Genomic DNA, 25,050 nt, shown 5'->3' with positions numbered 1-25,050 from the left:
TATCGTGTGATGAGCCACCAACGACCCCTACACACCGAGAGCGTCCGGAGTCGCGAGGAGATCGCCGACTACCTCCACGCCGTCGCCGACTCGCTGGCCGCGGGCGACGACATCCACCTGAGCGCGGGCGAGGAGAGCGTCACCCTCAGTCCTCCGGCGCAGGCGGAGTTCGAGGTCAGCGTCGAGCGCGACGACCGCGGCGCGTCTGAGGAGGTCGAGGTGGAGTTCGAAATCGAGTGGGAGGAAGGCGACGGCGGCGAGGACCTGCAGGTCGAGTGAGTTAGCTCCCCTCGACGACGTACTCGGTGTCGCCGTCCCGGAGCGCGTCGGTCACGCGGCCGACCTCGTCTCTGGTGACGGCGACCACGACATCCTGCCCACCGCGGGCAGCCTCGGCGGCGACTTCGCCCGCGGCGGCGGCGACGGCCGGCGGGTGGTCGACCGACCGGAGCGCGACGACGGCCTCGACGCCGCTGGCGAGGGTCAGGTCCGCCTCCGCACAGAGATCCGCGAGCGCCGACTCGTCGACGCCGCGGCTTCCACCTGCCCGGACCGGCGGAATCTGATACACGACGACCGTTCCGGGCGCCATGTCGATGACGCCCTCGAAGCCCGTGACGCCCACGTCGGTGCCGGCCTCGGCGCCGGTCGTCGCCACGCCGGTCGCGGGGCCCGCTTCGCCGGGCGTGGCGTGGAGCATCCCGTTCTGCAGCGAGAGCGAGACCGCCTCGCCGGACTCGATGTCCTCGACGGCGATGGCGGCGTCCTCCTGGAGGCTCTCGAGCACGTCGTCGGTGACGTGGTCGACGTAGCGGCGCAGCGACTTGGCCTCGCGGAACAGCCAGTCGACCCCCTCCTTGGTGACGCGGTAGCGCGAGCGCCCCTCCTTCTCGACGAGGCCGTCGTCGACCAGTTCGCGGATGTACTCGCTGACCGCCTGACTGGTGACGCCGACGGCGTCGGCGATCTCCCCCTGACTCACCGCCGGCTGGCGGTCCGCGATCTCCGCGAGAATGCGGAACCGACTCGCAGTGCGTTTGTCCGCCAGCGCGTCGCTCATGGCCGAGGTGTAGGCGGGGTGGCACATAAACCGCCCGACCCGTCGGGGGCTCAGCCGTCGAACGCGGCGGTCAGCGCCGTCGCTGCACGCCGGCCGCTCTCCAGCGCCCCCTGAATCGACGACCAGCGCGTGTAGTCACCGGCGAGGACCACCGGTCCAGTAGGGTCGTCAGCATCGGGCAGTCGGGCGTGACTCCCGGGTGGCTGGGCGAACTGCGCGAACGGGATCCGGTCGGTCGCGAGCACTTCGAGGCCAGAGACGTTCCGCTCGGGGTACCACGACGCGAGCGCCTCACGAGTCTGGGCTGCGAGTTTCTCTGCCGGCCGGTCCTGTGCGCCGTCGTCGACGAACGATGCCGCGAGCAGCACGTCGTTGCTCCCGTCGCCGTACTCCGGTGCCACCGCAGAGAGTTGGGCGACGGTGTTCGGCGCCTCACTCCCTGCGTTCAGCATGATCCGCGTGCCGGCGTCCAGTTCCGGCCCTGGAAGCCGGTAGTGCTGGGTCACGACCCCGGCGCCCTCGGTCGGAATCGACTCGACGCCAGTAAGTTCGCGGGCGGTCGGCGGATCGGTGGCGACGACGGCAGCGTCGAACGCCCGGTCGCCGGCCTCGGTGGCCAGCCTCACGCGCTGGCCCTCCACGTCGAGGTCCTCGACAGCGACACCGGTCCGCACGTCGACGCCCGCCGACCGGGCGCGCTCGGCCAACTGGGCCGGAATCGCCGCCATTCCCTCCGCCGGGACGACGATACTGCCGAGCGACATCGCACGGAACGTGTACTCGAAGACGTTTGCGGAGGTGGAAATCGAACGGTCCAGCGTGATCCCGCCGTACAGCGGGGCCGCGAAATTCTCGACGAACTTCTCGGAGAAGCCCGCTTCGCGGAGGTACTCGCGGATCGACCGGTCCGGCGTGTCGAAGTCGGGCCAGTCGCCCCGAGTGAGTCGGAATCGGGGCCGGAGCGTCCGGAGTTTGTCCGCCAACGTGACCTCCGGGGAGAGCGCCGACGGAAGGAGTGCACTCGGATCGCGAAGCGGGTCCGACAGTGTCGAGCGCTCCCGGGGACGGCAGATCACGCCGCCCGGAGCGAACGACCGGAGCGAGAGCGCGTCGAGGTCGAGTTCACGCTGGACGGCCGGGTAGGCGTCGAATAGCACCTGAAAGCCGCGGTCACAGGTGAACCCCTCCACAGTTCGGCTCCTGACCCGGCCCCCGAGTTCCGCGCGCTCCTCGAACAGCGTCACGTCGTGGCCGGCCTCGGCGAGTCGGCGGGCCGCGACCAGTCCGGCGAGGCCGCCGCCGACGACGGTGGTGTCCATACCGGCCGTTCGACCGGCCACCCCAAAGCTCCGGTGCCGCCGGAACCGGCGAACCCGGCCGGAGCCAACAGGGGGTAACTGCCCGCCCACGTGTGCGATTGCATGGCAGACTGGATCGCGGAAACGTTCAGGAGCGACGCCGGCTGGGACCACCTCGAGACGCTCGTCGACATCGGCAACCGCATGGCTGGTCAGCCGGGCGAGATGGAGGGCCTCGAAGCCACTCGCGACGCGCTCGCCGCCGCCGGCGCCCGCGACGCCCGCGTGGAGACGTTCGACCTGCAGGGCTGGGTCCGGGGCGACAGCTACGTCTCGATGCCCGAGACCGTCGAGGAGTCCATCGCACTCCCACGCGGGCCCGCCGGCGAAGTGAGCGTGGAACTGATCGACCTCGGCGCCGGCCTCCCCGAGGACTTCGAGAACGCCGACGTGGAGGGGAAGATCGTCCTCGCGACCTCGGACGTGCCGGACTACTTCGACCGCTACATCCACCGGACCGAGAAGTACCACTACGCCGTCGAGGGCGGCGCCGCGGCGTTCGTCTACGCCAACCACGTCCCCGGCCAACTCCCGCCCACGGGAAGTGTCGGCGGCAGTGACGGCGGCCCCATCGGCGACATCCCCGCGGTCGGCGTCTCCTCGGAGACCGGCGCGCGCCTCGCCCGGCGCTTCGACGGCGAGGAGGTCACCGTCGCGGTGGAGTGTGAGACCCCCGAGACCGAGTCGGGCAACGCGGTCGCCGAACTCGGCCCCGACACCGAGGAGTACGTGATCCTCTCGAGCCACGTCGACGCCCACGACATCGCGGAGGGCGCCCGGGACAACGGCGCGGGTACTGCGACCATCGTGGAAGTCGCGACGGCGCTCGCGGCCCGCGAGGACGAACTCGACACGCGCGTGAAGTGCATCGGCTACGGCGCCGAGGAGGTCGGCCTCGTCGGCTCCGAGCGCGAGGCCGAGCGCGCGGATCTGGACGCCATCAAGGCCATCGTCAACGTCGACTCCAACATGGGCGGGCGCACGCTCGAACTCACGACCCACCGCTTCGACGAACTCGACGCCGCCGCCGACCGCGTGAGCGAGCGTCTCGACCACCCCATCGCGACGGTCCCGCGGATGGTGCCCCACTCCGACCACTGGCCGTTCGTCCGCTGGGGCGTCCCGGGCTACATGGTCTCCAGCAAGTCCGATACCGAGGGGCGGGGGTGGGGCCACACCAGCGCCGACACGCTCGATAAACTGGAGGGTCGAACCCTGCGCGAGCAGTCGATCCTGTTGACCGAACTCGTCGTCGACGTGGCCGGCGACGACGTGGAGATCCCCCACACCGAACCCGAGACAGTGGCGGCGTACCTCGAGCAGGAGGATCAGGCCATCGGGATGAAGAAGACCGGCGGCTGGCCGTACGACTTCGAGTAGCGCGGGACCACGGCTGTTTTTACCCGCGCCGTCAGACGGGCGACCATGACGCAGCCGACGCCGATCAGTCGGGTCCGCGTGCGCGGCGGCACCCCCGACCCGGATCTCGGACGGCTTGAGGCGGTCGAGTCGGACGCCGAGGCGGAGGCGGTCGTCGCCGTCGGCGCCGACGCCATCGCCGATCAGGCGCTCGCCGACGCCTCGGCGCCGATCCTCCCCGTGGGCATCGACGACCGCTACGGTACCCCCCGCGACGCGCTCGCGGTGGCCGCCGACGCGCTCGCAGCCGGTGACTACCGATCCGTCTCCCACCCCGTTCTCGAGGTGTCGGTCGAGGGCGAACAGGTCGCCCGCGGCGTGTTCGACGTGACGCTGATGACCAGCGAGCCAGCGCGCATCTCCGAGTACGCGCTCGATGCCGCGGCCGAGCGCCTGTTCGAGGTGCGCGCCGACGGCGTCGTCGTCTCCACGCCGCTTGGGTCGGCGGGCTACGGGCGCGCGGCCGGCGGCCCGGTGATTGCGCCGGGTGCTGGGCTCTCGGTCGTTCCCGTCTCGCCGTTCTCGACCCGCGCCAGCCCGTGGGTCGTGCCCGGGCCGCTGTCGCTCTCCGTCGAGCGCGACGAGGGCGCGGTGTCGCTGTACGTCGACGGCGCCGAGGAAGCCCAGATCGCGCCGGGTGAGCCAGTGGCTGTCGAACGCGTCGGGACGGTCACCTGTCTCCGGCCGCTGACCGAGTAGCCGCGGGGAATTGGAAAAGCACTAAACCGTCCTGTACCGATGTGGGAGTATATGACCCCACTGCAGTTCGCCGTCCCTGTCGGGGCGCTCGAATCGGTCGCTGGGGAGTTGCCCTACGTGATCCTGGCGCTGTTGCTCGTCAGTTTCGTGACGCGACACCTACGACACAGCCGCCACGAGCGCGCAGCCGAGCAGGACGCCGACTCGCTGAGCCGCTACGCGCCACACGTCGTCGTCTCGGCGCTGCTGGTGCTGTCCTGCTTCCTCTATATGATCGTCGAACCCCACGCGGGGATGGTGATCTCCGTGCTCGCCACCGGCACCCTGGTCTCGGACTTCTTCGAGTTCGAGGCCCGGATGGTGGAACTGCGTAACAACCTCGGGATGGAACGCCCGAAAGCCGCCATCGCCGCGTCGCTGCTCACGCTGCTGTACGCGCTCTACATCTCCGTGTTCTGGGTCATCCAGGACCAGTGGGACGCCATCGTCTGAGGCCGCTTCGCTCCGACGTTTTCTCCCGACAGTCTCGACTCCATAGCCGCGGCGCCGTAGCCGTCGATGCCCGAGCGTGCTGCGAGCCTGCGCTCCGCGTGGCGTGTCTGCGGTTCCGCTGGGTCGGTGGACAGCCTCGCCTGTCACTGAGGGCTGGGCTCGCCGCTGAATAGACTGTGGTTTGCTGGACTAGCAGCGGAGCCGCTACGCTTCGGGCCAGCAGAGAGCCGTGCCGTGACGGCAGATCGTCGCCGCGGGGGAGGAATCGGAGCCGGGAGCAGTACGGTCGACAGAGAACGAACGAACGGATAGCGGCGCCGCTCGGGAGTGTGAGAGAACGGGTGGCGACTCCCGTCGCCGGAGAACTACTCGTCGACGACCAGCGCGCTCCGGGCCTGCCGCCCGGCGGGGACCACGACCCAGAACGTGAACGCGCCCAGGATTGCGGTCCAGAACATCAGGTCACCGAGGAAGATGCCCAGCGAGTCGAACATCGTGCCGGGATCCTCGGGCGGTGCGGCGATCAGCTGTCGGGTGCTCTCGAAGCTGGGTGTCCGGTACCAACTCGCGGAGATCAGCCAGAGGAAGCTGGCGACGCTGAACAGTCCGAACCCCTTCATGAACTCGTCGGCCATTACGCGAAAGTGGGCTGCGAACCCTCTTCAGCGTTTCCCATCCGGGCGGGGAGGCGTCGACGCGAGAGCATCCGCGAGCGAAGCGAGGGAGGACCCCGGTAAGAGAGGTTGGGGTCAGTCCCCGCCCTCGCCCATCTCCGCGGCCTGGAACCGGGTGCCGAGCACGTAGACGCCGGCGCCGACGGCGATGGAGGCGAGTCCCGCGACGGCGAACATCGCCGACAGCAGCGAGTCCGACGGCGACAGCGAGAGCAGGCCGAGCAGCGAGCGCACGGCCTGTCGAATCAGCCCCGTGCCGAGCGCGGCGGCGTCGAGGAGGAGAAAGCCGAACACGACCGCGAACACGGCGATCAGCGTCGAGAAGACGGTGACGGTCTTGTACAGCCGCATGGGCACCTCCACGTCGCGCCCCTCGCGGCCGTTCCTGTGGCGGTCGTCGTCGGCCACGGCCTATTTCGGCGGCCGCAGCCGGTAGTAGCGGCGGTTGAGGTCGTACATGTACCCCTCGCGCATCGTCTTCAGCACCGCGTAGGTTAGACAGCCGATGACGATGGGTGCGAGGAACGTCAGGTCGAACAGCAGGTGCACGTCCATCGGCATCAGGTTCTTGATCGAGAGCAGCGAGAGCGTCAGCGCGAACGTGACGCCGCCCATCCCGATGGCCGCCCAGAACGGCTGCTCGACGGGGCGTCGAGCGCTCCCCTTGTTGAGGAACGGCACCATGGCGATGGCGCCGACGACGACGACGTTCGCGAGCACGCCGAACGTTCGGTCGGCCATCAGCTTCTGCCCGCCGACCAGCGAGAGCGCCGGGTTCAGGTCGTTGAGCTTCAGCAGGCCGAACGACCAGTAGAGGTACCAGTCGGGCAGGATGATCGACGGCGTCGAACTCGGGTTCGCCGGGTTGCCGATGTGGGGTGGGAGCGTCGCCGACAGCAGCAGCAGCATGCCGACGAAGAAGCTGGTCAGCGCGAGGTTCCGGATCAGCTCGTGGGGCCATGTCGGGAAGGCGAGCACGTCGCGCTCGACGTACGTGGACTCCTCACGGAGGTTCTGGTCCTCGCGGCGAGCCCGCTCGAAGTACTCGTAGGTGAGGCGGGGGAGCCCCGAGCGGCGGCTCTTTCGCTCGCTCCACGTGGGTGTGTCGTCGTCGGGCGGAACGATCCCCGTCCCGCCGTCGGTGCGTGCGTCGTGTTGGTTATCGTCGCTCATTGTGTTAGTGAGGTTCCGCGATGCCCTGGATCCAGACGATGGCGATGTGGATCGCGATCAGCGTCGTGACCACGAACGGGAGCAGGAACACGTGCAGGATGTACATGCGCTGGAGCGTCGGGGCGCCAAGCGAGAAGCCGCCGAACACCAGCTGGGCGACCCACTCGCCGATCAGCGGGATCGACAGCGACATCTCGACGCCGATCTGGCCCGCCCAGTAGGCGAGCTGGTCCCACGGCAGCAAGTAGCCCGTGTACCCGAAGCCCATCGTGAGGCTGATCAGGACGATGCCGAGCAGCCAGTTCAGCTCGCGGGGCTCCTTGTACGCGCCGGTGAAGTAGACCCGGAGCATGTGGAGGAACACCGCGGCGGTCATCACCTGCGCCGACCAGCGGTGGATCGAGCGCAGCATGAAGCCGAACTGGAGGTCCTGCATGATGAACGTGATCTGGGAGTAGGCGACGGTCCCGGTGTCCGCGGCGGCGGCCGCCGATGGGGTGTAGTAGAACCCCAGTAACGCGCCCGAAATCGCGGCGACGACGTACGCGAGCGTCGAGAACGACCCCAGCGCGTACAGCGGGTACCAGTACCAGAACTTGTTGTCGAGGTTGTACTGCTCGGTGTGGCTCTTGGGCATCTGGAGGTTCACTCGGTAGTAGAGCGTCTCCAGAAGCTCCAGGTAGTCGACGACCCGGAACCGCTTGTCGAGCCAGATGAGGGTGAACAGATACCCCTTCTCGATGGGGGAGAGCTGTTTCCCCTTCATCCAGCCGAGGTGGTCGTGTTCGTCTTTCTCTTTGAGGCTCATTGGTTATCGTTTGTAGTAGGGGTAGACCGCGCGCTTGACCTGGTCCCAGACGTCGGCGGACTCGACCTGCTCGCCGTCGGCCTGGTCGCCGCGGACGTAGAGGTCCTCCCACTTCCGGCGGCGCTTCTTGACGACCATCACGTCCGGGAGGAACTCCTTCCGGTAGATGGCGAGGACGAACGCCAGGTCGATGAACACCACGGCCAGCAGGCCGCCGAGGAACATGTTCCCGTCGGCGGTCAGCGCCCATCCGGAGACCAGTCCCCAGGAGAACATGAACACGAAGACGATCTCGAGTAGCGCCAGCAGCACGATAGCGATGGCCGCCGCCGTGCTCTCACGCGCCGGTTCGTAGCGGTGGATGTCGCCGTAGGTGGATCCCGAAGTCGACATCACTCACCACCCCCGGTGTTGCCGGTGTTGGGCGACTCGCCGTACTTGAGGATGTAGAACGTGAACACGAGGCTGACGAACATCATCAGGATCGTTCCGACCCCCACCCAGTGGGGGTGGATCGGCGCGCCGATGTCGTGGAGTTCCCGCTCACCGCCGCCGGACTGAAGCTCCTCGACGACCTCGATGGTGCCGGTCATCCCCGCGGACTCGTGGGGCGTACAGACGTACTCGTAGGTGCCCGTGGTCTCGAACGTGTGGGAGTACTCGTGACCAGCATCGAACGTGGTCCCCTGCTCACCTTCGCCCTCCCAGTTCGCGCCCTCGGGCTGGCTCTGGGGAACGACGTTGTGCATGTTGCTGTCCCAGACGAAGTTCACTGTCGTACCCACCGCGATTGTGAGCTCCGCGGGCTCGAACACGAGGCTGCCACCAGGACCGACCGTTACCGTCTCGGTCGGCCCGCTACCGCCGCCCCCGGTACTGGTGGTCGTGCCGGTTCCTTCCTGCCCGGCTGCGACCCCCGAACCGATGGCGACGGCCCCGCCTGAGCCGCCGGTCGCTCGGAGAAAATCCCGCCTCTTCATACGGCCAAAAGGTGGGACGGCCGGCGCTTAAACCCACCGTTTCACCGCCTCCCGACGCCCCATCGTCGCCCGACCTGACGGCGACGGTTCTTGGCTCCCGCGGGGCTCACTCGCCGCGGCGGTCGTCGCCGTCGTTGCTCAACTGTGGGACGAACTCCGGGCGCTCGCCAGCCTCCTCGACCGCGCGGAGCCGATCCCGGTACTCCTCGGCTCGGAAGCGATCCGAGAGCCGCGCGTTCGCGACGACGACGAACAGGAACACGCCGATGAGCAGGAAGCCGATCCCGACCGCCGGCGCGACGACATCGCCTTGCGCCACGTCGGGCTGCAGGTCAAGGAACACCCACGCGCCCAGCAGCCCGATCCCCGCCAGGATCTGGGCGCCCGCGATCAGTTGGAGTATCGTGTTGCCGAGTTCGCCCGACCCGGCCTCCACGTCCTCGGGGTCCGGCAGCGTCGGGTTCTCGGGTGGCTCCGGTGGCTCGTACTCCTCCATCGAGCAGAGCGCAACCGTCGGCTCCACGTCCCGGAGCACGGTGCCCTCGCCCTCGACGCTCCCGTTGGGGTCGATGATGGCGTACCCCTCGTCGGAGTAGGCCAGCAGCCGGTCCCCGTCGGGGCCGGGGTGGCGTTCGAGGCGCGCGAACACCTCGCGGGTAGCGATCCGGGTTTCGAGGTCGCGTTCGACCCGGTCGATGAGGGCCGCGCCGGTGATCCACGTGTCGGGATCGAACACCGCCTCCCACTCCTCGCGCTCCATCTCCGCCATGTCGGCGGGGCCGAACTCCTCGAAGTCGTACGTCTGTTCGACCTGCTCGCGGAGCTGTTCGAGGTCGGTCGAGTCGGCGGCGTCGCCGCTCCCGTCGGCGCGCTCGTGCACCCCGGCAGCGTCGTCCTCGACGGGGTCGGTCATAGTCGGCGTAGGTGTGGCGCGCCGTTAAGCGCTTCGCGAGCGGCGCGCCGGAGTCGGACCCTTTAGGCCCATCAGCCGCGAAGGTGGAGGAGATGATCTCGGAGTCGACCGCCGCGGGGCTCGCGGCGCTGTCGGTCACGGTGAGTCTGCCCTTCTTCCTCTACGGCGCGTGGTACGCCATCGAGACGGAAGTGATGACGTGGGATCGGCTGGTCCACCACCTGACGTTCGTGGGGACGGGGCTGCTGCTCACGACGGCGCCGATGGTGCTGTGGATGATGCCGCGGCTGTTCCAGCAGATGAGCGGGGTGTCGGCGCTGCACGCCTTCCTCGGCCTGCAGGCGTACGCGCTGCTGGCACTCGCGCTCACGGGCATCGTCCGTATCTTCCAGGCAAAACGCCAGGCCGAACTCTACCGCGACCCTGACCCGGACGCCGACATCGGCGCCCTCCACGAGAACATGGGCGCGTGGCGTCGCCGCCTCCGCGTCGGCGTGTTCGGCTACCTAATCCTCTGGCTGCTCGCGTACGGGCTGGGGATCTACCAGTACGTGACGACGTATCTCTGAGCCGGCGCAGTCAGCAACGGGAGCCGACTACCACGCTTCGCCGCTCGCCAGGTCGACCTCGCTGTCACCCTTCTCGGAGGGACAGATGTCCGCCAGCACGCAGTCCCCACAGTCGGGGTTCCGGGCCGTACAGACGGCGCGCCCGTGGTCGATGAACAGATGGGTGACCTGCTGCCAGTGATCTCCAGGAATCACGTCGAGCAGGTCCTGTTCGATGGCCTCGGGTCGCTCCACCTCGGTCAGTCCCAGTCGGCGCGTGAGTCGCTGGACGTGCGTGTCGACGACGATACCCTCAACGACATCGTGGGCGTGCTGGAGCACGACGTTCGCCGTCTTCCGGCCGACGCCCGAAAGCTCCGTGAGTTCGTCCATCGTGTCCGGCACCTCGCCGTCGTGTTTCTCGACGATGTCCTCGCCGATGCTCTTGAGGTAGCCGGCCTTGCTGTTGTGGAAGGTGATGCCGTAGATGTCCTCGGCCAACTCCTCCTCGTCGGCCGCGGCGAACTCCTCGGCGGACTCGTACTTCTCGAACAGGTCTTCGGTCACCTCGTTGACGCGCTCGTCGGTACACTGCGCCGACAGCACGACGGCGATCAGGAGTTCGAGTTTGGTCCCGAACTGCAGCGAGATGGTGGATTCGGGGTACTCCTCGGCCAGCCGGTCGATCACTTCGACCGCCTGGTCGCGACGTGGTTCGAGTGGCTCGCCCATACCCCGCGTTCCGTTCGCCCGGGGTTGAACGGTTCGGTCCCGGCTGCTCGACAGCAAGCGCGTACGGGGCGTCGACGCCCCGCCGGCGCCTACATCCCGGTGCCGGCCGTGAACTCGTAGCCGTAGATCCAGTTGAGGATCACGTAGGTCAGCACCCCCATCGAGAGCGAGAGGATCCACGACCCGGCGGCGACGCGGCCCACCTTCTTGTGGGGCGTCTCGAGTCGGAGTTCCCTGGGGCTGTGGGTCAGCCCCAGCACCAGCGCGTACAGTACGACCGGGACCGCCACCACCGAGAGGATGATGTGGATCGCCAGCATCAGCAGGTAGGCGTAGTAGATGGGGTCGGGCGCGCCGACGAGCTCCTTTGTCCCGCCGCCGCCGATCTTCGAGAGGTACAGCACCAGAAAGACCATGATCAGCGAGAAGGCGGCGCCCATCGCCTTCCGGTGTTTCTCCACCTCGCCCGCACGGATCCACTTCCAGCCGAGCAGCAGCAGCACTGTCGCGGTCGTGTTGATCGCCGCGATGGCGTGGGAGAACAGATTCACTTGCGCGTTCGTGAGGTCGGGGAAGACACTCGCCGGAATCGCCCCAGCGAACGTCCCGATCACCAGCGCGTAGCCGACCACGGAGAGCACGGCAACGGTCGCTCGCGGACGCTCGCGGGCCCGAGAGCGGAGGGGTCCGAGCATGACTCATCGTCGTGTCCGGAGCGACAAGGCGGTTCCGGGTTCGGGCGGAGCTATTTGCCGCCGGCCTCCGTCTGTGGACGTATGCCCGAGTGTGAGTTCTGTGCCATCGCCGCCGGCGAACGCGACGTGCACGTGCTCTACGAGGACGCCCACACAGTGGCGTTCCTCGACGAGAACCCGGCGCGCGAGGGCCACACGGTCGTCCTCCCGAAACAGCACCGCGAGGAGCTACTGGGTACGGCTGACGGCGGGGCGGCCGCGGTGTTCGCCGCCATCGACGCCATCGTGGCCGACCTCCGGGCGGTGCTCGATCCGGAAGGATTCAGCCTCTTCTACACCTCGGGGCCGCTGGTCGGGTCGGTCCGGCATGCGCACGTCCATCTGGTCCCGCGCGCCACGGACGACGGCGTCTCGCTCGCACTCGACCGAGGGCCAATCGACGACGATACGGCCGCCGCACTGGCGGAACGCGTCCGAAACCTCGAGTAGGCTCCTCCCTTGACCGGAAGTGGCAAATTTGGGCGCTGTGGTCCCTCACAGACGACATCAGTCACTTCGGCTGTGCCGACAAGCCACCGTGGTTGCGGCAATTGTTGCAGCCTCCGTGGAGCCTCTCGGCGGGTCGCTACCGGCGGGCAGGAGGCGTGTAGGCTGGGAGTCCGGGAAATCGGCGTTTCAGACCCAATACCGGGCGTCACGGGCGGTGATAGCTTTCGGCAACGCCTGTCACGAGGCCCCTCCTTTTCGCAGTCCTGCCGGTAGAGAGGGTATGGACTACAGCAACCGTCGCGAGTTCGTGGCCGCCGCCGGAACAGCCGCTGCCGCCTTCGCGGCCGGCTGTCTCGGCGGCGCGTCGAGCAGCTCGCGGACAGTGACCGTCGATTACGCCTACTACAACCCCGTGAGCCTCGTGCTACGCGAGAAGGGGTGGGTCGAAGAGGAGTTCAGCGACAGCGACGCCGACGTCAACTGGGTACTCAGCCTCGGGAGCAACGAGGCGAACCAGTACGCCCAGAGCGGCGAGGCCGAGTTCGCGTCGACCGCGGGTATCGCGGCGCTGATGGCCCGAGCGAACGGTATCCCGATCCGGACGCCGTACATCTACTCCCGGCCGGAGTGGACCGCCCTGGTCGCGAACAGTGACTCGGGGATCAGCAAGGTGGAGGATCTGGTCGGGAAGTCCGTCGCCGCCACGCGCGGCACCGACCCGCACTTCTTCCTCCTGCAGGCCCTCGACGCCGCGGGCGTGAGCGAATCCGAGGTGGATATCGTCCACCTCCAGCACCCGGAGGGACAGGACGCCCTCGTGCAGGGCGACGTCGACGCCTGGGCCGGCCTCGACCCGCACATGGCGGAACTCGAACTGGAGTACGATGTTGACCTGTTCTTCCGCAAGCCGTCGTTCAACACCTACGGCTTCCTCAACGCACAGGAGTCGTTCCTGCAGGACCACCCCGAAGACAGCAAGCGCGTGCTGCGCGCCTACGAGCGTGGCCGGGAGTGGGCCATCGACAACCCCGACGAGACTGTCTCCATCCTCGCGGAGGCCTCCGAGATGTCCGAGCCGGTCGCCCGGAAGGTGTTCACCGAGCGGACCGACCTCTCGACGCCGCTACCGGGCGAGCAGCACCGGAGCCTGCTCTCGGATCTGGCGCCGATCCTGCACGAGAAAGGTATCGTGAGTGAGGACGTCGACCTGCAGGCCGCCATCGGCGAACTGATCGACAGCGAGACGGCCGCGCCGGTGATCGAGTGATGGGCGCGGCGTTCGAGGAGTCGGCGCCGCGGTCGCTCCCGTCGCTCGGCCGAGTGCGATGGGGGCTGGGCGTCGTCGTGCCCGCGCTGATCGTCGTCGGCTGGCACCTGCTGGTCGTGACGGGCGTGTTCCCGCCGTATCAACTCCCGAAACCGCTCTCGGTCGTCGAGACGCTGTACGCGATGACGCTTGCGGGCGAACTCACCGGGCACGTCGCCATTACGGTCCAGCGCGTCGTGTTTGGCTGTCTCGTCGGCATGAGCGTCGCCGTCGTGTTCGGCACGCTGACCGGGCTCTCGACGCTCGCGAACGACCTGCTCGACCCGCTGTTCCAGAGCACGAAGAACGTCCCCTCGCTGGCGTGGGTGCCACTGTTCCTGCTCTGGTTCGGCATCGGCGAACCGGCGAAGGTGCTGCTGATCGCCGTGGGCGCGTTCTTCCCGGTCTACCTGAACCTCTCGACGGGGATCAGGGACGTCGACGACGACCTCCGGGAGGTCGCGGACGTGTACGACCTCGGGCGGATCGAAACGCTCCGGAAGGTGGTGCTGCCCGGCGCGCTCCCGAGCCTGTTCGTCGGCATCCGCAGCGGCGTCGGCCTCGCGTGGATGTTCGTCGTCGCCGCCGAACTCATCGCGGCGAGTCAGGGGATCGGCTACCTGATGAACGACGGGCGAGTGATGTCCCGACCGGACCTGATCGTCGGCGCCATCCTGCTGTTCGCGCTGTTCGGGAACCTCTCGGATCTCGGCGTCAAGGAGGTGGAGAACTATGTCGTCGACTGGTGAGCCGGCAGTGTCCGTCGACGGGCTCTCGAAGGCGTACGGCGACACGGTTGCGCTCCGGGACATCGACCTGAGCGTGGCCGAGGGCGAGTTCCTCTCGGTCGTCGGTCACTCCGGCTGTGGGAAGAGCACGCTCCTCCGCGTGCTCGCCGGCCTCGAAGCGGATTTCGACGGCGGCGCAGCCGTCGACGGCGTCGACGTGCGAGGGGAGCACGCCGGTAACGTCGGCATGGTGTTTCAGGAGCCTCGGCTGCTGCCGTGGCTCTCGGTTCGGGAGAACATCGCGGTCGGCCTCCCAGATGGAACCAACCCGGCAAGCGAACAGGCACAGGCGCGCGTCGACGAACTCGTCTCCCGTGTGGGCCTCGACGGCTTCGGCGACGCGCGCCCGAGCGAACTCTCGGGCGGGATGGCCCAGCGCGTCTCGCTTGCCCGGGGGCTCGCCTACGACCCGACGGTGATGCTGCTCGACGAGCCGTTCTCCGCGCTCGACGCGCTCACCAAGCGCGAACAGCAGGAGTTCCTGCTGGACATCTGGCACGACCGGGAGATCACGGTGGTGCTGGTCACCCACGACATCGAGGAGGCGGTGTATCTGTCGGACCGCGTGGCCGTGATCGGCGGCCAGCCCGGAACGGTCGAGGAAGTCGTCGACGTGGAGCGGGAGCGACCCCGCGACCGGAGCGCCGAACGGCTCGTCGACCGCCGCGAGCGGATCGAGCGCGCGCTCGGCCTCTGACGGATATCGACCCCGTCCCGTCGTCGTCTCAGAGTGCAAGGGTTTTAGAGGGACTGGCTCCACAGTTAAGGTACGGGTGATGGCGACGCACCCGTCTTCGGTCGGACGGGCCGACTCCCGCCGCGACGGGGTGGCCCCCACGGCGCGGCGGACTGGCGCCACCGGCCCACCCGACCACTTTCGCCGCGCGACCCAGGACAGGTCGCGCGGCGGTACTCACACCGACGAGCGGTTTGCTCGTCGTTCGGATAGCGGTCGTCGGTTCCACTCGCCGGAGGCGAGGCCGAGGAACCCCCGGAGTTCCCGCGAACGGAGTGAGCGGGAGCACGAGAGAGCGTCGCTCTCTCGGAGGGGGTGACGAAGGCTTTTGATCGAGCTTTTGCCAGCGACCGAAGGGAGCGCAGCAAAAGGTCGGATCAGATGACGCCGGTGGTCTCCGCCACTTCCCGCGCCGCCTTCTCCGTGATGCCGTCGCCGAGCACCGTGTAGCGGTCCCGGATCTCGTGGGCGGAGGTGAGCGCGTCCAACAGTTCACCCTCGGTCACGCCCAGATCCTCGGCCGTCGTCGGCGCGTCGAGGCTGTCCAGCGCGGCGTGGATGTTCTGCCACATCCCGTCCGGCCCGTCGTGGAGGTAGGCGGTCATGATCGACCCGACGCCGACCTGGTGGCCGTGAAGTGCGCGCCCCGGGGCAATCCGGTCGAGTTGGTGGGAGAACAGGTGCTCCGCGCCCGATGCGGGCCGCGAGGAGCCGGCGATGGACATCGCGACGCCCGAGGAGACGAGCGCCTTCACGACGATCCACGCCGACTCTTCCAGTCCCGGCCGGATCAGGTCGGCGTTGTCGACGAGCATCTCCGCAGTCATCCGGGCCAACGCGCCCCCATACTCCGAGTACTCGACGCCCTTGAGCCGGCGGGCGAGCTGCCAGTCCGCGACCGCGGTGTAGTTCGAGATGATGTCCGCACAGCCCGCGGTCGTCAGCTCCCACGGCGCGTCGGCGATGACCTCAGTGTCGGCGACGACCGCCAGCGGCGGCTCCGCGGCGACAGAGTGGCGCGTGTCCCCCTCCGGGATCGACCCGCGGCCCGAGACGATGCCGTCGTGGCTCGCGGCCGTGGGGACCGAGACGAACCCCACGTCGAGTTCGTCGCTGGCCATCTTCGCGGTGTCGATGGGTTTGCCGCCGCCGAGGCCGACGATGTAGCCCGCGTCCATCGACTGCGCGGCGTCGATGACGTTCTGGACCTGATCGAAGCCGGCCTCGGCGACGATGACCGTCTCCGGCGACGGGAGCTGACTCCGGACCTGATCGCCGACGATGTCGTCGGGCGAGGGGCTGGTGACGATCAGGGGGCTGCCCGAGAGGTAGAGTTCGTCGACGGCGGCCCCGAGGTCGTCGAGCGCGCCGTGGCCGACGACGACGTTCCGCGGGAGGCGGATCCACGTCGATTTGTCGAACATGCAGTTGGGGTCACGCCGCGGGGTGAAAAGCGGTTCGCGACGCCCGACTCAGCCCAGCAGCCGCCACGCCTCGACGAGGTAGGTCACGCCGAACCCCCCGAGCACGAGTGTGCTGGCGGCCGCGACCGCGGGTGCGAACGACTCCGTCCGGCGCCCGGCCTGCACCAGCGCGGCCGGGAAACACGCCAGCCAGAGGCCGATGCCGCCGAACAGGCCGACGATCAGTGCGGCGCTCCCCGTTTCGACCACCAGCAAGCCGGCGAGGTCGGCGCCGACGACGGGCAGTACCGCCAGCACGTCCAGTTGCCCGGGATCGAGCAGGCCGACGCCGACGGTCAGCCAGAAGAGGATCTGGTAGGGGTTTGTGAGCGCGAGCGCGAACGCACGACGGAAGCCCGTCGACTCGCCGAGATCATCAGCCAGCGGCTGACTGCCCGATGGACTGCGTCCCCCGACATCGACGCTAGCGGGCGACTCGGGGGCGTCGTCACTACCCCCAGCCGTCTTGACTTCCGCGTCCACGGAGTCCGGCGCGAACGTGGCCTGTACTCCCTTCGCGGCGCCGTAGGCGAAGTAGAGCATCAACAGCCCGCCGACGCCGAACAGCACGCCCTTCAGCAGCGTCGACTGGTCGACGATACGGACGGCGCCGCCGAGCGCCAGCAGGAAGAAGACGAAGTCCGCAAGCCCCGCGCCGAGGCCGGCTTTCAGCCCGGCCGTCCAGCCGCGGAGCACGCTCTCCTCGGCGATGACGGCGTTCATCGGCCCGGGCGGCGCCGCCAGCGCCAGCCCGAACACCGCGCCGGCCAGCAGCGTCGGAACGACATCGAACACGACCCGATGAAGGGGCGAAACCGCGAAAAACCGCCCGGTTCAGCGTCGGCGGGCGAGACCGACGCCCGCAGCGACGATCAGGGCCGCGATGGCGACGTAGAGGACGGTAGCGGGCGCCCCGAGCACCACGAGGCCGAACGCGAGGAACACGACGGCGGCCCCGGCCTCGATGTACGCGGTCGGGAGCACCGCCTCGACTTTGCCGCCGACGACGGCGTCGACGCCGGTCCGGAGCGCCAGCGCCCCGAGCACGCCGACGAACACCGAGACGGGCGCGTCGGGGAACGTTGCCGCGAGGTTGATCGTCAGCAGTTGGGTCTTGTCGCCGAACTCCGCGAACAGCACGAACAGAAAGCCCGTCAGGAGGCCGCTGTAGCGGCCGGCGCGGGCGAGTAGCGCGTCCGGTATCAGCCAGCCCGAGAGCCCCACGTCGAGGCCGGCGCCGACGGCCACGGCGCCGGAGCGCTCGCCGTTCCGAAGGCCCTTGACGGCCGAGCGGGCCGTCCAGAGCCCGAACAGGAGGAACAGGCCGCCGGCGACCATCGTCACCACTCCGGCGGGAAGTATCGCGACGACGTACTGGCCGAACGCGACCTCCAGCGCGGACCAGACCGTGAACGCGCCCATCGCGCCGAAGAAGACCGCCTTGGCGTCATAGCGCGTCGCGAGCGTGATGACGACCAGTTGCCCCTTATCACCGAACGTGGCGAGGAGGTTCGCGAGGAAGGCGGCCGCCAGCGGCCCGTGCTCGGCGTACCGGGAGACGACGGCGTCGAGCCCCGACTGCAGGGGGAGCAGCGCGCCGGGCACGGCTCAGGCGACCTCGTCCATGGCCTGCCGGACCCGGATGGCGTCGGCCACGTCCTCTGGCAGGCTCTGCTCGTCGCCGTCCTCGAGGCGGACCGTCACCATCCCGAACGGCGCCACGTCGACGACTTCGACCGCGGTGCCGGGCATCAGCCCCGCCTCCGCGAGGTAGTCGAGTTCGGCCTGATCCCGGTGGGGAACTCTGGAGACGACGACGCGGTCGCCCTCCGCGAAACCGCTCAGGCGGTCGCCGGCCTCCTCGTCGACGGGATCGAGGCTCTCGGCGGGGATCGGGTCGCCGTGCGGGTCGACCGCCGGGTCGCCCAGCGCCTCGGCCATCCGGCGTTCGAGGGCCTCGCTGATGTGGTGTTCGAGCGTGTCGGCCTCGTCGTGGACCTCCGACCAGTCGAAGTCGAGGTGCTCCGCGAGGTACGCCTCCAGCAGGCGGTGGTGCCGGATCACTTCGAGCGCGACGGTCCGGCCCTCCTCGGTGAGTTCGACGCCGCGGTACTTCTCGCGGTCGATCAGCCCCCGGTCGGCCAGTTTCTCCATCATGCTGGTGACCGTCGGCGGGGTCTTGTCGAGGTAGTCCGCGACCGCGGAGGTCGAGACGGGCGCACCCTCCTCACGCTGGAGGACGTAGATCGCTTTGAGGTAGTCCTCCATCGCGTCGCTCAGCATACCGAACGCTTGGTTTCGACGCGTCAAAAACGCCCCGGTGGCGGCGATGTGGTGGCGCGGAACTGTGGAGTTAAGCCCCCGGGACCCGTTGGTCGAACTGAATGAACCTCCGACGCGCCCTGAGTTTCGCGACCCTCGGTATCGGCGCCGCCGCGGTCACCAACGCCGCCCTCCGGCGTGACGCCGGCGACCTCCCGCCCGCGCTCGACGGAATGCAGCGCACCTACCGCTGGCGCGGCATGAACGTCGCCTACACCGAGGCGGGCGACCCGGATGACCCGGACCTCGTCCTGCTCCACGGCCTCAACGCCGCTGGCTCCTCTGGCGAGTGGCGCGCGGTGTTTGACGAGCTCGCTGAGGAGTACCACGTGATCGCCCCGGACCTCCCGGGCTACGGCCGCTCGGACCGGCCGCCGATCCGCTACTCGGCCGCGCTGTACGAGGCGTTCGTCGAGTCGTTCCTCGGCGAGTTCGGCGACGCCGCCGGCGGGTCGGATGCCGGCGACGCGGCCGACGACGGGGAAGGCCCTGCAGTCCTCGCCTCCTCGCTCTCGGCGTCCTACGCCGTCGCGGCCGCGCGGCACGTCGACGTCTCGCGGTTCGTGCTCGTCTGCCCGACGACCAGCACCGGGCCCGGTGGCGGCGCGTGGGTGCGCGAACTCGTGCGCACGCCGCTCGTGGGCGAGACCCTGTTCAACCTCGTCACCTCCGAGCCAGCTATCGAGTACTTCAACGCCGACCACGGCTACGCCGACCCCGCCGGCCCCGAGGCGGAGTGGGCGGAGTACGAGTGGCAGACCGCCCACCAGGAGAACGCGCGCTTCGCCCCCGCGGCGTTCCTCGCGGGCGATCTCGACAGCGACCTTGACCTCGGCGGCACGCTCGCGGATCTCGACGTACCAACGACCATCGTCTGGGGTCGGGAGACCGAACTGACGCCGGTGGAGCAGGGCGAGGAGTTGGCCCGGGCGGCGGGTGCGGAGCTACTCGTGTTCGACCGCGCGAAGCTGCTGCCCCACGTCGAACGTGCCGACGCGCTGTTGACGTATCTGCTGGAGGGTGAGCTTCCGGACGACTTCTCGGTGATCCGGGAGTACGATCCGAACGAGGTGGAGGATGAGGCGAGTGAAGAAACGGACGAGGAGGACGAAGATGAGGGCGACGACGAAGACGAGGAGTAGTCGCGTCTCTGGGTCGTTTTCGGGGAGTACGCCGGCTTTCTCGGTGTGAGTTTGGGAACTGTTTCTTCAGCCGCGAACGGTACCGCGGAGTGAGCTTGGCCACGTGGACCGCACCGCCCCGCACGGCCTCGACCCTCCCCAGCCGGTTCGCTCCCGTACGGTCGCTCACCCCTCGCGCTGAGTCGTCGACGGAGCGACGACTGTCTCGCGCCACTGCCGCCGCGGGGGGATCGTGGTGCGGTCACAAGTGACTAAGCATCGAGATACTGCCGCGGAGCTGTTCCTCCGGCGATTCACACTCACCACCGGAGCCACGCTCCACAAGAAAGAGCCCAAACTTCTCACAACATCCTCCATCGGCCTCCGGGTCGGTCACCGATCGGGCGGCCCGTCCCGCCAATCTGCCCAGTTCTTGGCGATCTCGTCGGCGATTACGCGCCCGACGCGGTACGCGTTCCGGAAGGCAGGCCCCTTGAGACGCCACTCGCCGGCCGCGTCCTCGTCCTGAGGCGGGCGGTCGAAGTTCGACGCCGCGCGAACGCTGAGGTAGCGGTCCAGCGCCTGAAACCGGTCACATGCGACGGCACTCCCGAACCCCTCACACTCAGTCGTCGCGTAGCTCCCCGCCCCGTGGTAATCGACGAGGGAGTCAACCTCGTTCGCCAGCGTATGGCCGTACCAGAAGTCGGCACCAGCGACGGAAGTGCCCCTCTCAATAGCTGGAGCATCGACCGCGGGAGCAGCGGTGTACCGTTCGCGATGGGCTCGTGCATCCGGGGTGTCCTCGAGATCGACCCCACGAGCCGCGTCCTCCGCGGCGTCGACGAGCCCGCGGTCGAGTTCGTAGGCGTGAGCCGGGCCGAAACCCCACGGCTCCACGCTCGTCCCCTTGCCGTATCGCTTCTTGGCGTCCCAGTTGACGATGTGGTCCGCGAGCACGACGGAGCCGACCGTTCCCGCGTGGGGCGAAACGCCAGCGACCCCGGCCGTGAGGAAGTACGTCGTTTCGGGGTTCACGGCGTCGGAGAGAAGGTAGGCGGTAGTGCTCGCGGCGGCGTGGGTCGGTCCCATCCCGGTCGCGGTGACGCCGACGCCGTGGTCGGTGACCCTGATCGCTGTCGGCGCCCCAGGAACCGACACCTCGCGTTCGAACTCCCCATAGCCGTCGATCCAGCGCCCGAGCTCCCCACTCCCGTCCGACGCCACTGCCGGGCCGAAAGCGGTCATCACGAGAACACGCAGGGGGGAAGGCATCGTGAGTCACGAATCAGTTCGGGGACTGATAGGTACTTCCATCCGACCGAGCGGGAATTGCCCGCTAGAAACCCCTTATACCGATCTGAGAACCAACACGTCCTTCCCGGTCGTCTCGCTCGCACCCACGTCGGCCTCCACCGCGTCGCCGATCTCGATGCTTCCCGGTTCGGCGTCGACCACGATCCCCGTAATCCGCGCCGGGCCGAAGTCGACGACTGCGGTGTCGTAGGGCGCGTCGGCCTTGAACGCCGGCGCCGGGACGTGGACAGTCGTAATCGTCTCGACGACGCCCGACTCGGGCAGGGACTCCTCGGTGAACTCGGTCGAGCCACAGTCCGGGCAGATACGCCGCGGCGGCAGGTAGCCATGCCCGTTCGCGCACTCGACGTAGTAGCCGTCGTCGGCCACGAACGCGTGGAGCCACTCGTCGAAGCCAGCGTCGCTCATTCCGCCACCTCCAGCACGTGAACGACTGCGGAGGCGACCGTCCCACCCGCGTTGTGGGTGACGCCGACCTCGGCGTCGTCGACTTTGTCGCTGTTGGGGTGGTCACCCCGGAGCAGTCGGGTCATCTCCGCGATCTGTGAGCCACCCGTGGCGCCGACCGGGTGGCCCTTCGCCTTCAGGCCGCCGGAGAGATTGATCGGTAGGTCGCCGTCCGCGCGGGTCTCGCCGCGTCGGGCGGCGCCGAGGCCCTCGCCGGGGTCGTAGAACCCCAGCGACTCGATAGCCAGCACCTCCGCAATGGTGAAGCAGTCGTGGACCTCCGCCACGTCCACGTCGGCGGCGTCGATGCCCGCGTCGTCGTAGGCCATCGCGGCTGCGTCGTCGGCCGCTGGCGTGCGAGCGAGATGCTCGCGGTCCTGCAGCGCCATGCGGTCCGCGCCCTGTCCGGTGCCGACGACGGAGACACCGGCGTCGAGATCGTGTTCGGCGGCGTACTCCTCGCTCACGAGGAAGATGGCCGAGGCGCCGTCGGTGATCGGACAGCAGTCGAACAGCGCCAGCGGTTCGGCGACGGGCGGCGCGTCCAGCGCCTGCTCGACGGTGAGTTCCCGCTGGTACTGCGCGTACTCGTTGGGGATGGCGTTGTCGTGGTTCTTCGAGGCGACGTTGGCGAGGTCCGTTTTGAGGTCGTCCTCGTCGACACCGTAGGCGTCGGCGTAGGCCGTCGCCATCAGCGCGTAGGCAGCGGGGAACGTGACGCCAGCGCGGACCTCGAACAGTTCGTCGGCGGCGATAGCGAGCGACTCCGTCACCTCGGGGGTGTCGTGGTTGGTCATCCGCTCGACACCGCCGGCGAGCACCACGTCTGCCTCCCCCGAGCGGACGGTCCGGACGCCCTCCCGGACGGCGACGCCCGCCGAAGCGCACGCCTCCTCGTAGCGTGTCGCCGGGCAGGTCAGTCCCGCAGCCTCCGCGAGCAGGGGGGCCAGATGGCCCTGCCCCTCCGAAAGCGGGCCGGCGAAGTTGCCGACGTTCAACTGTTCGACATCCGAGAGCGGGACGCCGGCGTCCTCCTTGGCGGCGAGTGCCGCCTCCGCGAACAGGTCCCGGCCGGTCCGTTCTGGGTGCGAGCCGAAGTGGGTGAGCCCCACGCCAGCCACGCGCACGCCTGACATAGCCAGACGGTTGGCCCGGTTCGGCTAAAGGCCTGCCGGAGTCCGCGGCGACGGGAGCCACTCGGGGCGGTAGCCGGCGACACCGGCGACGGCCAGCGGCGCGAGATCGAACGCGGCGCCGACGACGAGCCCTTGCGCCGTTCCGAGCGGACCGAGCCAGGCCGCCGTGACGAGCAGGCCGAGGCTCCCGACCAGCACGGCGGCGAGGAAGGCAACGACGAACCGCACGCGGCGTCGATGGGCCGACACCGAGCGCGATCCGAACCCCTCGGTGAGCCAGCGATAGCCGAGTACGGCGCCGACGAGCGCCGCTGCCGGCGCGGCGTAGAGCCACTGGTCCGACGGTGGGAGGGCGCCACTGCCCGTCAGGCCCGTCAACGCGGAGTAGCCCGTGAGGAGGTCGACGGCGCTGTCCACGACGAAGCCGAGCGCCAGCGCCCACTGAACGGCGGCGACGACCGCTTGCCGGGGCGACGGCGGCGCGTCACGGGAGGGCATCGTCCGTCGTTCTCCCGACCGACTGAAAAGCCCCGCGTCCGCCGCGTTCCGGCAGGCCCTTCCCGACCGCGCTCTATCCTCGGGCCATGTTCAGCGACGCGTTCGTCGGACTCGCCTGCACCGACTGCGACGCCAGTCTTGCCGTTGATGACGCCGACCCCGAAGCCATCTCCGGCGCGGGGCCGTGCCCGGACTGCGGCGCACCCCGAGTGCCGGAGTACGACCTCGACGCCGTCAACCCCGAATCGGTCCGCACGGGCCGGCGCGCGTGGGACCGCGACGCCGTACTCCCGTTCGACGCCGACTCGGCGCTCTCCGCGGCAGAGGGTGGCACGCCGAGCGTTGATGCCCCCCGACTCGCCGACGAACTCGGCGTCGCGGGCGTCGAAATCAAGGACGAGGCACGGAATCCGACTGGCTCGGTACTGGATCGCGGGCTCTCCGCCGCGGTGACGGCTGCCGACGCCGCGGGCGCCGAACTCATCGCCTGCGCCTCCCCGGGCAACGCTGGCCAGTCGATGGCCGCCTACGCCGGGCAGGTGGACCTGCGCTCCTACGCGTTCGTCCCGACGCGCTCGCCGTTCTCGAACAAGGCGATGGTGAACGTCCACGGCGGCGAGATGAAGGTCGTCCCGGGACGGCTCGGCGACGCCGTCGACGCGCTCGAGAGCGAACTGCAGTCGGACTACGTCGATCTGGGGGCGTTTTCCTCCCCCTACCGCCACGACGGGCTGAAGACCGTCGCCTACGAGGTTCTCGCGGATCGAGACTGGGAGACGCCCGATGCGCTCGTCCTCCCAGCCAGTACGGGCGAACTGGTTGTCGGCGTCGTCGATGGCCTGCGCGAGTGTGTGGAGCTGGGGCTCATCGACGACCTGCCACCCGTCTACGCCGTGCAGGCTGCCGGCTGTGCACCCATCGCGGCGGCGTTCGAACACGGCGCCGACGAGACCGAGCCGTGGGAGACCCCCGACACCATCGTCGGCGAACTGGAAGTCGCGGACCCGCCGGGTGGCGACCTCGCGCTCGCGGCGATCCGGGAGACCGGCGGCGCCGCGCTCACGGTCGAGGACGACGAGGCACTGGAGAGCGCGGTTGCGGTGGCCTCGACGGAGACGGTAGAAATCGGACTGGCTGGCGGCGTCGCCGCGGCGGGGCTCTGGGCGCTCGCCGAGGACGGCACCATCGGCGCCGACGACGAGGTGGTCGTCGTCAACACCGAAGCAGCGACAAAGGCGCCGGACGTGCTCCGGAGCCACCTGATGGGGCAGGGCGTCTGAGCGGGACGACGGGTCGGATCTGAGCCGCGGCTCAGGTGTGCGCGAGGTTCCAGACCGAGTCGGACACCTCGATCCGGGCGACGTCCTCGTTGTCCGCGATGGCGCGGAACACGAACGTCCGCTCGTCGCGTTCGAGCTGGATATCGATGCTCCGGGCGTCGACAGTAAACTCCTCCTCGATTCGTTCGGGCCCACCGTTGTCGCGTTCGGCCATCACGTCGTAGTCGCTGTAAGTGACTTGGGTGCTCTCTTCGACGAGGCCGTCCTCGTCGATCACGTCGGCGTCGATACCGTCGTGTGTGCTGGTCTCCCGGACGACGAGAGTGTAGGTGTCCATCGTCATACCTTCGGCTTCGGCGGCTCCCCTGAAGTAAACGGTGGCCGTTTAGGTCGTTCTGGGCTGTTTGGGCTGACGAGGACAGCGTCTCGATCCGTTCAGAATCGACGGCTACCGCGACGGCAACAGCATCTCGTTCGTTGGCAAATTGTGACCGCAACCGCCCCGCACCGCGCGGTGGTGGCGCGTGACGTGAGCAGGGCGAGAGCGAAGCTCTCGCTGGCCGTGCGGGCGACGCACGGGTCGCCCGCACAACGCG

Annotated in this window: 31 protein-coding genes; 11 read left to right on the top strand and 20 right to left on the bottom strand. The window is 68.9% G+C overall.

All coding sequences use genetic code 11. The features are described from left to right. Window positions 1–9: 9 nt before the first annotated feature. Window positions 10–279 carry an amphi-Trp domain-containing protein gene (locus tag J2753_RS07070; protein ID WP_209491241.1) on the top strand — a complete coding sequence of 90 codons (270 nt, stop codon included), beginning with the start codon at window positions 10–12 and terminating at the stop codon, window positions 277–279. A 1-nt stretch (window position 280) separates the two neighbouring features. On the opposite strand, the gene J2753_RS07065 is transcribed toward J2753_RS07070, so the two are convergent. Next, the gene (locus tag J2753_RS07065) at window positions 281–1,060 is read right to left on the bottom strand and encodes a DUF7839 domain-containing protein (RefSeq protein ID WP_209491240.1); all 780 of its coding nucleotides are present in this window, start codon (window positions 1,058–1,060) and stop codon (window positions 281–283) included. A gap of 50 nt (window positions 1,061–1,110) precedes the next feature. Further along, on the bottom strand, window positions 1,111–2,379 hold the full coding sequence (locus J2753_RS07060; protein ID WP_209491239.1) for an NAD(P)/FAD-dependent oxidoreductase: 1,269 nt from the start codon (window positions 2,377–2,379) through the stop codon (window positions 1,111–1,113). A gap of 102 nt (window positions 2,380–2,481) precedes the next feature. Here J2753_RS07060 and J2753_RS07055 point away from each other — a divergent pair, with 102 nt between their 5' ends. From J2753_RS07055 to J2753_RS07045, 3 genes are read left to right on the top strand one after another with little or no spacing between them, the layout of a single operon-like run. Continuing rightward, a complete protein-coding gene (locus J2753_RS07055) occupies window positions 2,482–3,798 on the top strand; it encodes a M28 family peptidase (RefSeq protein ID WP_209491238.1) in 1,317 nt (438 codons plus the stop codon). A 45-nt stretch (window positions 3,799–3,843) separates the two neighbouring features. Beyond that, on the top strand, window positions 3,844–4,536 hold the full coding sequence (locus J2753_RS07050) for an NAD(+)/NADH kinase (protein ID WP_209491237.1): 693 nt from the start codon (window positions 3,844–3,846) through the stop codon (window positions 4,534–4,536). Between the two features lie 51 nt (window positions 4,537–4,587). Beyond that, window positions 4,588–5,028, top strand: a complete 441-nt coding sequence (locus J2753_RS07045; protein ID WP_209491236.1) for a DUF7313 family protein — start codon at window positions 4,588–4,590, stop codon at window positions 5,026–5,028. Window positions 5,029–5,393: 365 nt separating this feature from the next. Here the strand turns inward: J2753_RS07045 and J2753_RS07040 are convergent, their stop codons facing one another. From J2753_RS07040 to J2753_RS07010, 7 genes are all read right to left on the bottom strand, one after another. Further along, window positions 5,394–5,663: a DUF7314 family protein gene (locus tag J2753_RS07040; protein WP_209491235.1), complete on the bottom strand. Its 270-nt coding sequence runs from the start codon at window positions 5,661–5,663 to the stop codon at window positions 5,394–5,396. 114 nt (window positions 5,664–5,777) lie between these two features. Then, window positions 5,778–6,053: a DUF7315 family membrane protein gene (locus J2753_RS07035; RefSeq protein ID WP_245334555.1), complete on the bottom strand. Its 276-nt coding sequence runs from the start codon at window positions 6,051–6,053 to the stop codon at window positions 5,778–5,780. 60 nt (window positions 6,054–6,113) lie between these two features. Continuing rightward, the gene (locus J2753_RS07030; protein ID WP_209491233.1) at window positions 6,114–6,875 is read right to left on the bottom strand and encodes a cytochrome bc complex cytochrome b subunit; all 762 of its coding nucleotides are present in this window, start codon (window positions 6,873–6,875) and stop codon (window positions 6,114–6,116) included. Window positions 6,876–6,879: 4 nt separating this feature from the next. Beyond that, window positions 6,880–7,683, bottom strand: a complete 804-nt coding sequence (locus J2753_RS07025; RefSeq protein WP_209491232.1) for a cytochrome b — start codon at window positions 7,681–7,683, stop codon at window positions 6,880–6,882. Window positions 7,684–7,686: 3 nt separating this feature from the next. Then, window positions 7,687–8,076, bottom strand: coding sequence for a DUF7318 family protein (locus J2753_RS07020; RefSeq protein ID WP_209491231.1), 390 nt, complete (start codon window positions 8,074–8,076; stop codon window positions 7,687–7,689). Further along, on the bottom strand, window positions 8,076–8,663 hold the full coding sequence (locus J2753_RS07015) for a plastocyanin/azurin family copper-binding protein (protein ID WP_209491230.1): 588 nt from the start codon (window positions 8,661–8,663) through the stop codon (window positions 8,076–8,078). Before J2753_RS07015 ends, J2753_RS07020 begins: the two co-directional genes overlap by 1 nt. A 106-nt stretch (window positions 8,664–8,769) precedes the next feature. Further along, the gene (locus J2753_RS07010; protein WP_209491229.1) at window positions 8,770–9,576 is read right to left on the bottom strand and encodes a DUF7319 domain-containing protein; all 807 of its coding nucleotides are present in this window, start codon (window positions 9,574–9,576) and stop codon (window positions 8,770–8,772) included. 92 nt (window positions 9,577–9,668) lie between these two features. On the opposite strand from J2753_RS07010, the gene J2753_RS07005 reads away from it, so the two are divergent. After that, on the top strand, window positions 9,669–10,145 hold the full coding sequence (locus J2753_RS07005) for a DUF7321 family protein (protein WP_209491228.1): 477 nt from the start codon (window positions 9,669–9,671) through the stop codon (window positions 10,143–10,145). A 27-nt stretch (window positions 10,146–10,172) separates the two neighbouring features. Here the strand turns inward: J2753_RS07005 and nth are convergent, their stop codons facing one another. Together nth and J2753_RS06995 are read right to left on the bottom strand one after the other, a co-directional pair. After that, complete coding sequence (gene nth, locus J2753_RS07000; protein WP_209491227.1) at window positions 10,173–10,856, bottom strand: endonuclease III; 684 nt, start codon at window positions 10,854–10,856, stop codon at window positions 10,173–10,175. A gap of 89 nt (window positions 10,857–10,945) precedes the next feature. Further along, the gene (locus J2753_RS06995; protein WP_209491226.1) at window positions 10,946–11,551 is read right to left on the bottom strand and encodes a DUF420 domain-containing protein; all 606 of its coding nucleotides are present in this window, start codon (window positions 11,549–11,551) and stop codon (window positions 10,946–10,948) included. An 81-nt stretch (window positions 11,552–11,632) separates the two neighbouring features. On the opposite strand from J2753_RS06995, the gene J2753_RS06990 reads away from it, so the two are divergent. The 4 genes from J2753_RS06990 (at window position 11,633) to J2753_RS06975 (ending at window position 14,831) form a co-directional block, all read left to right on the top strand. Continuing rightward, window positions 11,633–12,040, top strand: coding sequence for an HIT family protein (locus tag J2753_RS06990; RefSeq protein WP_209491225.1), 408 nt, complete (start codon window positions 11,633–11,635; stop codon window positions 12,038–12,040). A gap of 280 nt (window positions 12,041–12,320) precedes the next feature. Next, a complete protein-coding gene (locus tag J2753_RS06985; protein WP_209491224.1) occupies window positions 12,321–13,307 on the top strand; it encodes an aliphatic sulfonate ABC transporter substrate-binding protein in 987 nt (328 codons plus the stop codon). Continuing rightward, a complete protein-coding gene (locus J2753_RS06980; RefSeq protein ID WP_209491223.1) occupies window positions 13,307–14,095 on the top strand; it encodes an ABC transporter permease in 789 nt (262 codons plus the stop codon). The genes J2753_RS06985 and J2753_RS06980 overlap by 1 nt, the downstream gene beginning before the upstream one ends. Then, the gene (locus J2753_RS06975; RefSeq protein WP_209491222.1) at window positions 14,079–14,831 is read left to right on the top strand and encodes an ABC transporter ATP-binding protein; all 753 of its coding nucleotides are present in this window, start codon (window positions 14,079–14,081) and stop codon (window positions 14,829–14,831) included. The genes J2753_RS06980 and J2753_RS06975 overlap by 17 nt, the downstream gene beginning before the upstream one ends. 416 nt (window positions 14,832–15,247) lie before the next feature. On the opposite strand, the gene J2753_RS06970 is transcribed toward J2753_RS06975, so the two are convergent. The 4 genes from J2753_RS06970 to J2753_RS06955 are packed head-to-tail and all read right to left on the bottom strand — an operon-like array spanning window position 15,248 to window position 18,616. Then, window positions 15,248–16,294 carry an NAD(P)-dependent glycerol-1-phosphate dehydrogenase gene (locus J2753_RS06970; RefSeq protein WP_209491221.1) on the bottom strand — a complete coding sequence of 349 codons (1,047 nt, stop codon included), beginning with the start codon at window positions 16,292–16,294 and terminating at the stop codon, window positions 15,248–15,250. Window positions 16,295–16,342: 48 nt separating this feature from the next. Continuing rightward, entirely contained in the window at window positions 16,343–17,128 is a 786-nt protein-coding gene (locus J2753_RS06965; RefSeq protein ID WP_209491220.1) for a LysE family translocator, read from the bottom strand. Between the two features lie 39 nt (window positions 17,129–17,167). Further along, the gene (locus J2753_RS06960; RefSeq protein ID WP_209491219.1) at window positions 17,168–17,938 is read right to left on the bottom strand and encodes a TMEM165/GDT1 family protein; all 771 of its coding nucleotides are present in this window, start codon (window positions 17,936–17,938) and stop codon (window positions 17,168–17,170) included. Window positions 17,939–17,941: 3 nt separating this feature from the next. After that, complete coding sequence (locus J2753_RS06955) at window positions 17,942–18,616, bottom strand: metal-dependent transcriptional regulator (RefSeq protein ID WP_209491218.1); 675 nt, start codon at window positions 18,614–18,616, stop codon at window positions 17,942–17,944. A gap of 101 nt (window positions 18,617–18,717) precedes the next feature. On the opposite strand from J2753_RS06955, the gene J2753_RS06950 reads away from it, so the two are divergent. Next, on the top strand, window positions 18,718–19,797 hold the full coding sequence (locus tag J2753_RS06950; protein ID WP_209491217.1) for an alpha/beta fold hydrolase: 1,080 nt from the start codon (window positions 18,718–18,720) through the stop codon (window positions 19,795–19,797). 372 nt (window positions 19,798–20,169) lie between these two features. Here J2753_RS06950 and J2753_RS06945 read toward each other — a convergent pair whose 3' ends face one another. The 4 genes from J2753_RS06945 to J2753_RS06930 form a co-directional block, all read right to left on the bottom strand. Continuing rightward, on the bottom strand, window positions 20,170–21,051 hold the full coding sequence (locus J2753_RS06945) for a phosphorylase family protein (RefSeq protein ID WP_281064187.1): 882 nt from the start codon (window positions 21,049–21,051) through the stop codon (window positions 20,170–20,172). Window positions 21,052–21,126: 75 nt separating this feature from the next. Then, the gene (locus tag J2753_RS06940) at window positions 21,127–21,501 is read right to left on the bottom strand and encodes a Zn-ribbon domain-containing OB-fold protein (protein WP_209491215.1); all 375 of its coding nucleotides are present in this window, start codon (window positions 21,499–21,501) and stop codon (window positions 21,127–21,129) included. Beyond that, on the bottom strand, window positions 21,498–22,676 hold the full coding sequence (locus J2753_RS06935; RefSeq protein ID WP_209491214.1) for a thiolase domain-containing protein: 1,179 nt from the start codon (window positions 22,674–22,676) through the stop codon (window positions 21,498–21,500). Before J2753_RS06935 ends, J2753_RS06940 begins: the two co-directional genes overlap by 4 nt. A 24-nt stretch (window positions 22,677–22,700) precedes the next feature. Then, window positions 22,701–23,174: a hypothetical protein gene (locus tag J2753_RS06930; protein ID WP_209491213.1), complete on the bottom strand. Its 474-nt coding sequence runs from the start codon at window positions 23,172–23,174 to the stop codon at window positions 22,701–22,703. Between the two features lie 86 nt (window positions 23,175–23,260). Between J2753_RS06930 and J2753_RS06925 the strand changes: the two genes are divergently transcribed. Further along, entirely contained in the window at window positions 23,261–24,454 is a 1,194-nt protein-coding gene (locus J2753_RS06925; RefSeq protein WP_209491212.1) for a pyridoxal-phosphate dependent enzyme, read from the top strand. A 31-nt stretch (window positions 24,455–24,485) separates the two neighbouring features. On the opposite strand, the gene J2753_RS06920 is transcribed toward J2753_RS06925, so the two are convergent. After that, on the bottom strand, window positions 24,486–24,797 hold the full coding sequence (locus J2753_RS06920) for a hypothetical protein (RefSeq protein WP_209491211.1): 312 nt from the start codon (window positions 24,795–24,797) through the stop codon (window positions 24,486–24,488). Between the last annotated feature and the right edge of the window lie 253 nt (window positions 24,798–25,050).

It is taken from the genome of Halolamina salifodinae (assembly GCF_017874235.1).
In the GTDB taxonomy this organism is placed as follows: domain Archaea; phylum Halobacteriota; class Halobacteria; order Halobacteriales; family Haloferacaceae; genus Halolamina; species Halolamina salifodinae.
The sequence above is the reverse complement of the archived record's forward strand: the minus strand, read 5'-3'. Positions and strand labels throughout refer to the sequence as shown.

Coding starts and splice junctions, on each gene's coding strand:
- J2753_RS07070 (WP_209491241.1), top strand. CDS start 10: ATGAGCCACCAACGACCCCTACACACCGAGAGCGTCCGGAGTCGCGAG.
- J2753_RS07065 (WP_209491240.1), bottom strand. CDS start 1,060: ATGAGCGACGCGCTGGCGGACAAACGCACTGCGAGTCGGTTCCGCATT.
- J2753_RS07060 (WP_209491239.1), bottom strand. CDS start 2,379: ATGGACACCACCGTCGTCGGCGGCGGCCTCGCCGGACTGGTCGCGGCC.
- J2753_RS07055 (WP_209491238.1), top strand. CDS start 2,482: ATGGCAGACTGGATCGCGGAAACGTTCAGGAGCGACGCCGGCTGGGAC.
- J2753_RS07050 (WP_209491237.1), top strand. CDS start 3,844: ATGACGCAGCCGACGCCGATCAGTCGGGTCCGCGTGCGCGGCGGCACC.
- J2753_RS07045 (WP_209491236.1), top strand. CDS start 4,588: ATGACCCCACTGCAGTTCGCCGTCCCTGTCGGGGCGCTCGAATCGGTC.
- J2753_RS07040 (WP_209491235.1), bottom strand. CDS start 5,663: ATGGCCGACGAGTTCATGAAGGGGTTCGGACTGTTCAGCGTCGCCAGC.
- J2753_RS07035 (WP_245334555.1), bottom strand. CDS start 6,053: ATGCGGCTGTACAAGACCGTCACCGTCTTCTCGACGCTGATCGCCGTG.
- J2753_RS07030 (WP_209491233.1), bottom strand. CDS start 6,875: ATGAGCGACGATAACCAACACGACGCACGCACCGACGGCGGGACGGGG.
- J2753_RS07025 (WP_209491232.1), bottom strand. CDS start 7,683: ATGAGCCTCAAAGAGAAAGACGAACACGACCACCTCGGCTGGATGAAG.
- J2753_RS07020 (WP_209491231.1), bottom strand. CDS start 8,076: ATGTCGACTTCGGGATCCACCTACGGCGACATCCACCGCTACGAACCG.
- J2753_RS07015 (WP_209491230.1), bottom strand. CDS start 8,663: ATGAAGAGGCGGGATTTTCTCCGAGCGACCGGCGGCTCAGGCGGGGCC.
- J2753_RS07010 (WP_209491229.1), bottom strand. CDS start 9,576: ATGACCGACCCCGTCGAGGACGACGCTGCCGGGGTGCACGAGCGCGCC.
- J2753_RS07005 (WP_209491228.1), top strand. CDS start 9,669: ATGATCTCGGAGTCGACCGCCGCGGGGCTCGCGGCGCTGTCGGTCACG.
- nth (WP_209491227.1), bottom strand. CDS start 10,856: ATGGGCGAGCCACTCGAACCACGTCGCGACCAGGCGGTCGAAGTGATC.
- J2753_RS06995 (WP_209491226.1), bottom strand. CDS start 11,551: ATGCTCGGACCCCTCCGCTCTCGGGCCCGCGAGCGTCCGCGAGCGACC.
- J2753_RS06990 (WP_209491225.1), top strand. CDS start 11,633: ATGCCCGAGTGTGAGTTCTGTGCCATCGCCGCCGGCGAACGCGACGTG.
- J2753_RS06985 (WP_209491224.1), top strand. CDS start 12,321: ATGGACTACAGCAACCGTCGCGAGTTCGTGGCCGCCGCCGGAACAGCC.
- J2753_RS06980 (WP_209491223.1), top strand. CDS start 13,307: ATGGGCGCGGCGTTCGAGGAGTCGGCGCCGCGGTCGCTCCCGTCGCTC.
- J2753_RS06975 (WP_209491222.1), top strand. CDS start 14,079: ATGTCGTCGACTGGTGAGCCGGCAGTGTCCGTCGACGGGCTCTCGAAG.
- J2753_RS06970 (WP_209491221.1), bottom strand. CDS start 16,294: ATGTTCGACAAATCGACGTGGATCCGCCTCCCGCGGAACGTCGTCGTC.
- J2753_RS06955 (WP_209491218.1), bottom strand. CDS start 18,616: ATGCTGAGCGACGCGATGGAGGACTACCTCAAAGCGATCTACGTCCTC.
- J2753_RS06950 (WP_209491217.1), top strand. CDS start 18,718: ATGAACCTCCGACGCGCCCTGAGTTTCGCGACCCTCGGTATCGGCGCC.
- J2753_RS06945 (WP_281064187.1), bottom strand. CDS start 21,051: ATGCCTTCCCCCCTGCGTGTTCTCGTGATGACCGCTTTCGGCCCGGCA.
- J2753_RS06940 (WP_209491215.1), bottom strand. CDS start 21,501: ATGAGCGACGCTGGCTTCGACGAGTGGCTCCACGCGTTCGTGGCCGAC.
- J2753_RS06935 (WP_209491214.1), bottom strand. CDS start 22,676: ATGTCAGGCGTGCGCGTGGCTGGCGTGGGGCTCACCCACTTCGGCTCG.
- J2753_RS06930 (WP_209491213.1), bottom strand. CDS start 23,174: ATGCCCTCCCGTGACGCGCCGCCGTCGCCCCGGCAAGCGGTCGTCGCC.
- J2753_RS06925 (WP_209491212.1), top strand. CDS start 23,261: ATGTTCAGCGACGCGTTCGTCGGACTCGCCTGCACCGACTGCGACGCC.
- J2753_RS06920 (WP_209491211.1), bottom strand. CDS start 24,797: ATGACGATGGACACCTACACTCTCGTCGTCCGGGAGACCAGCACACAC.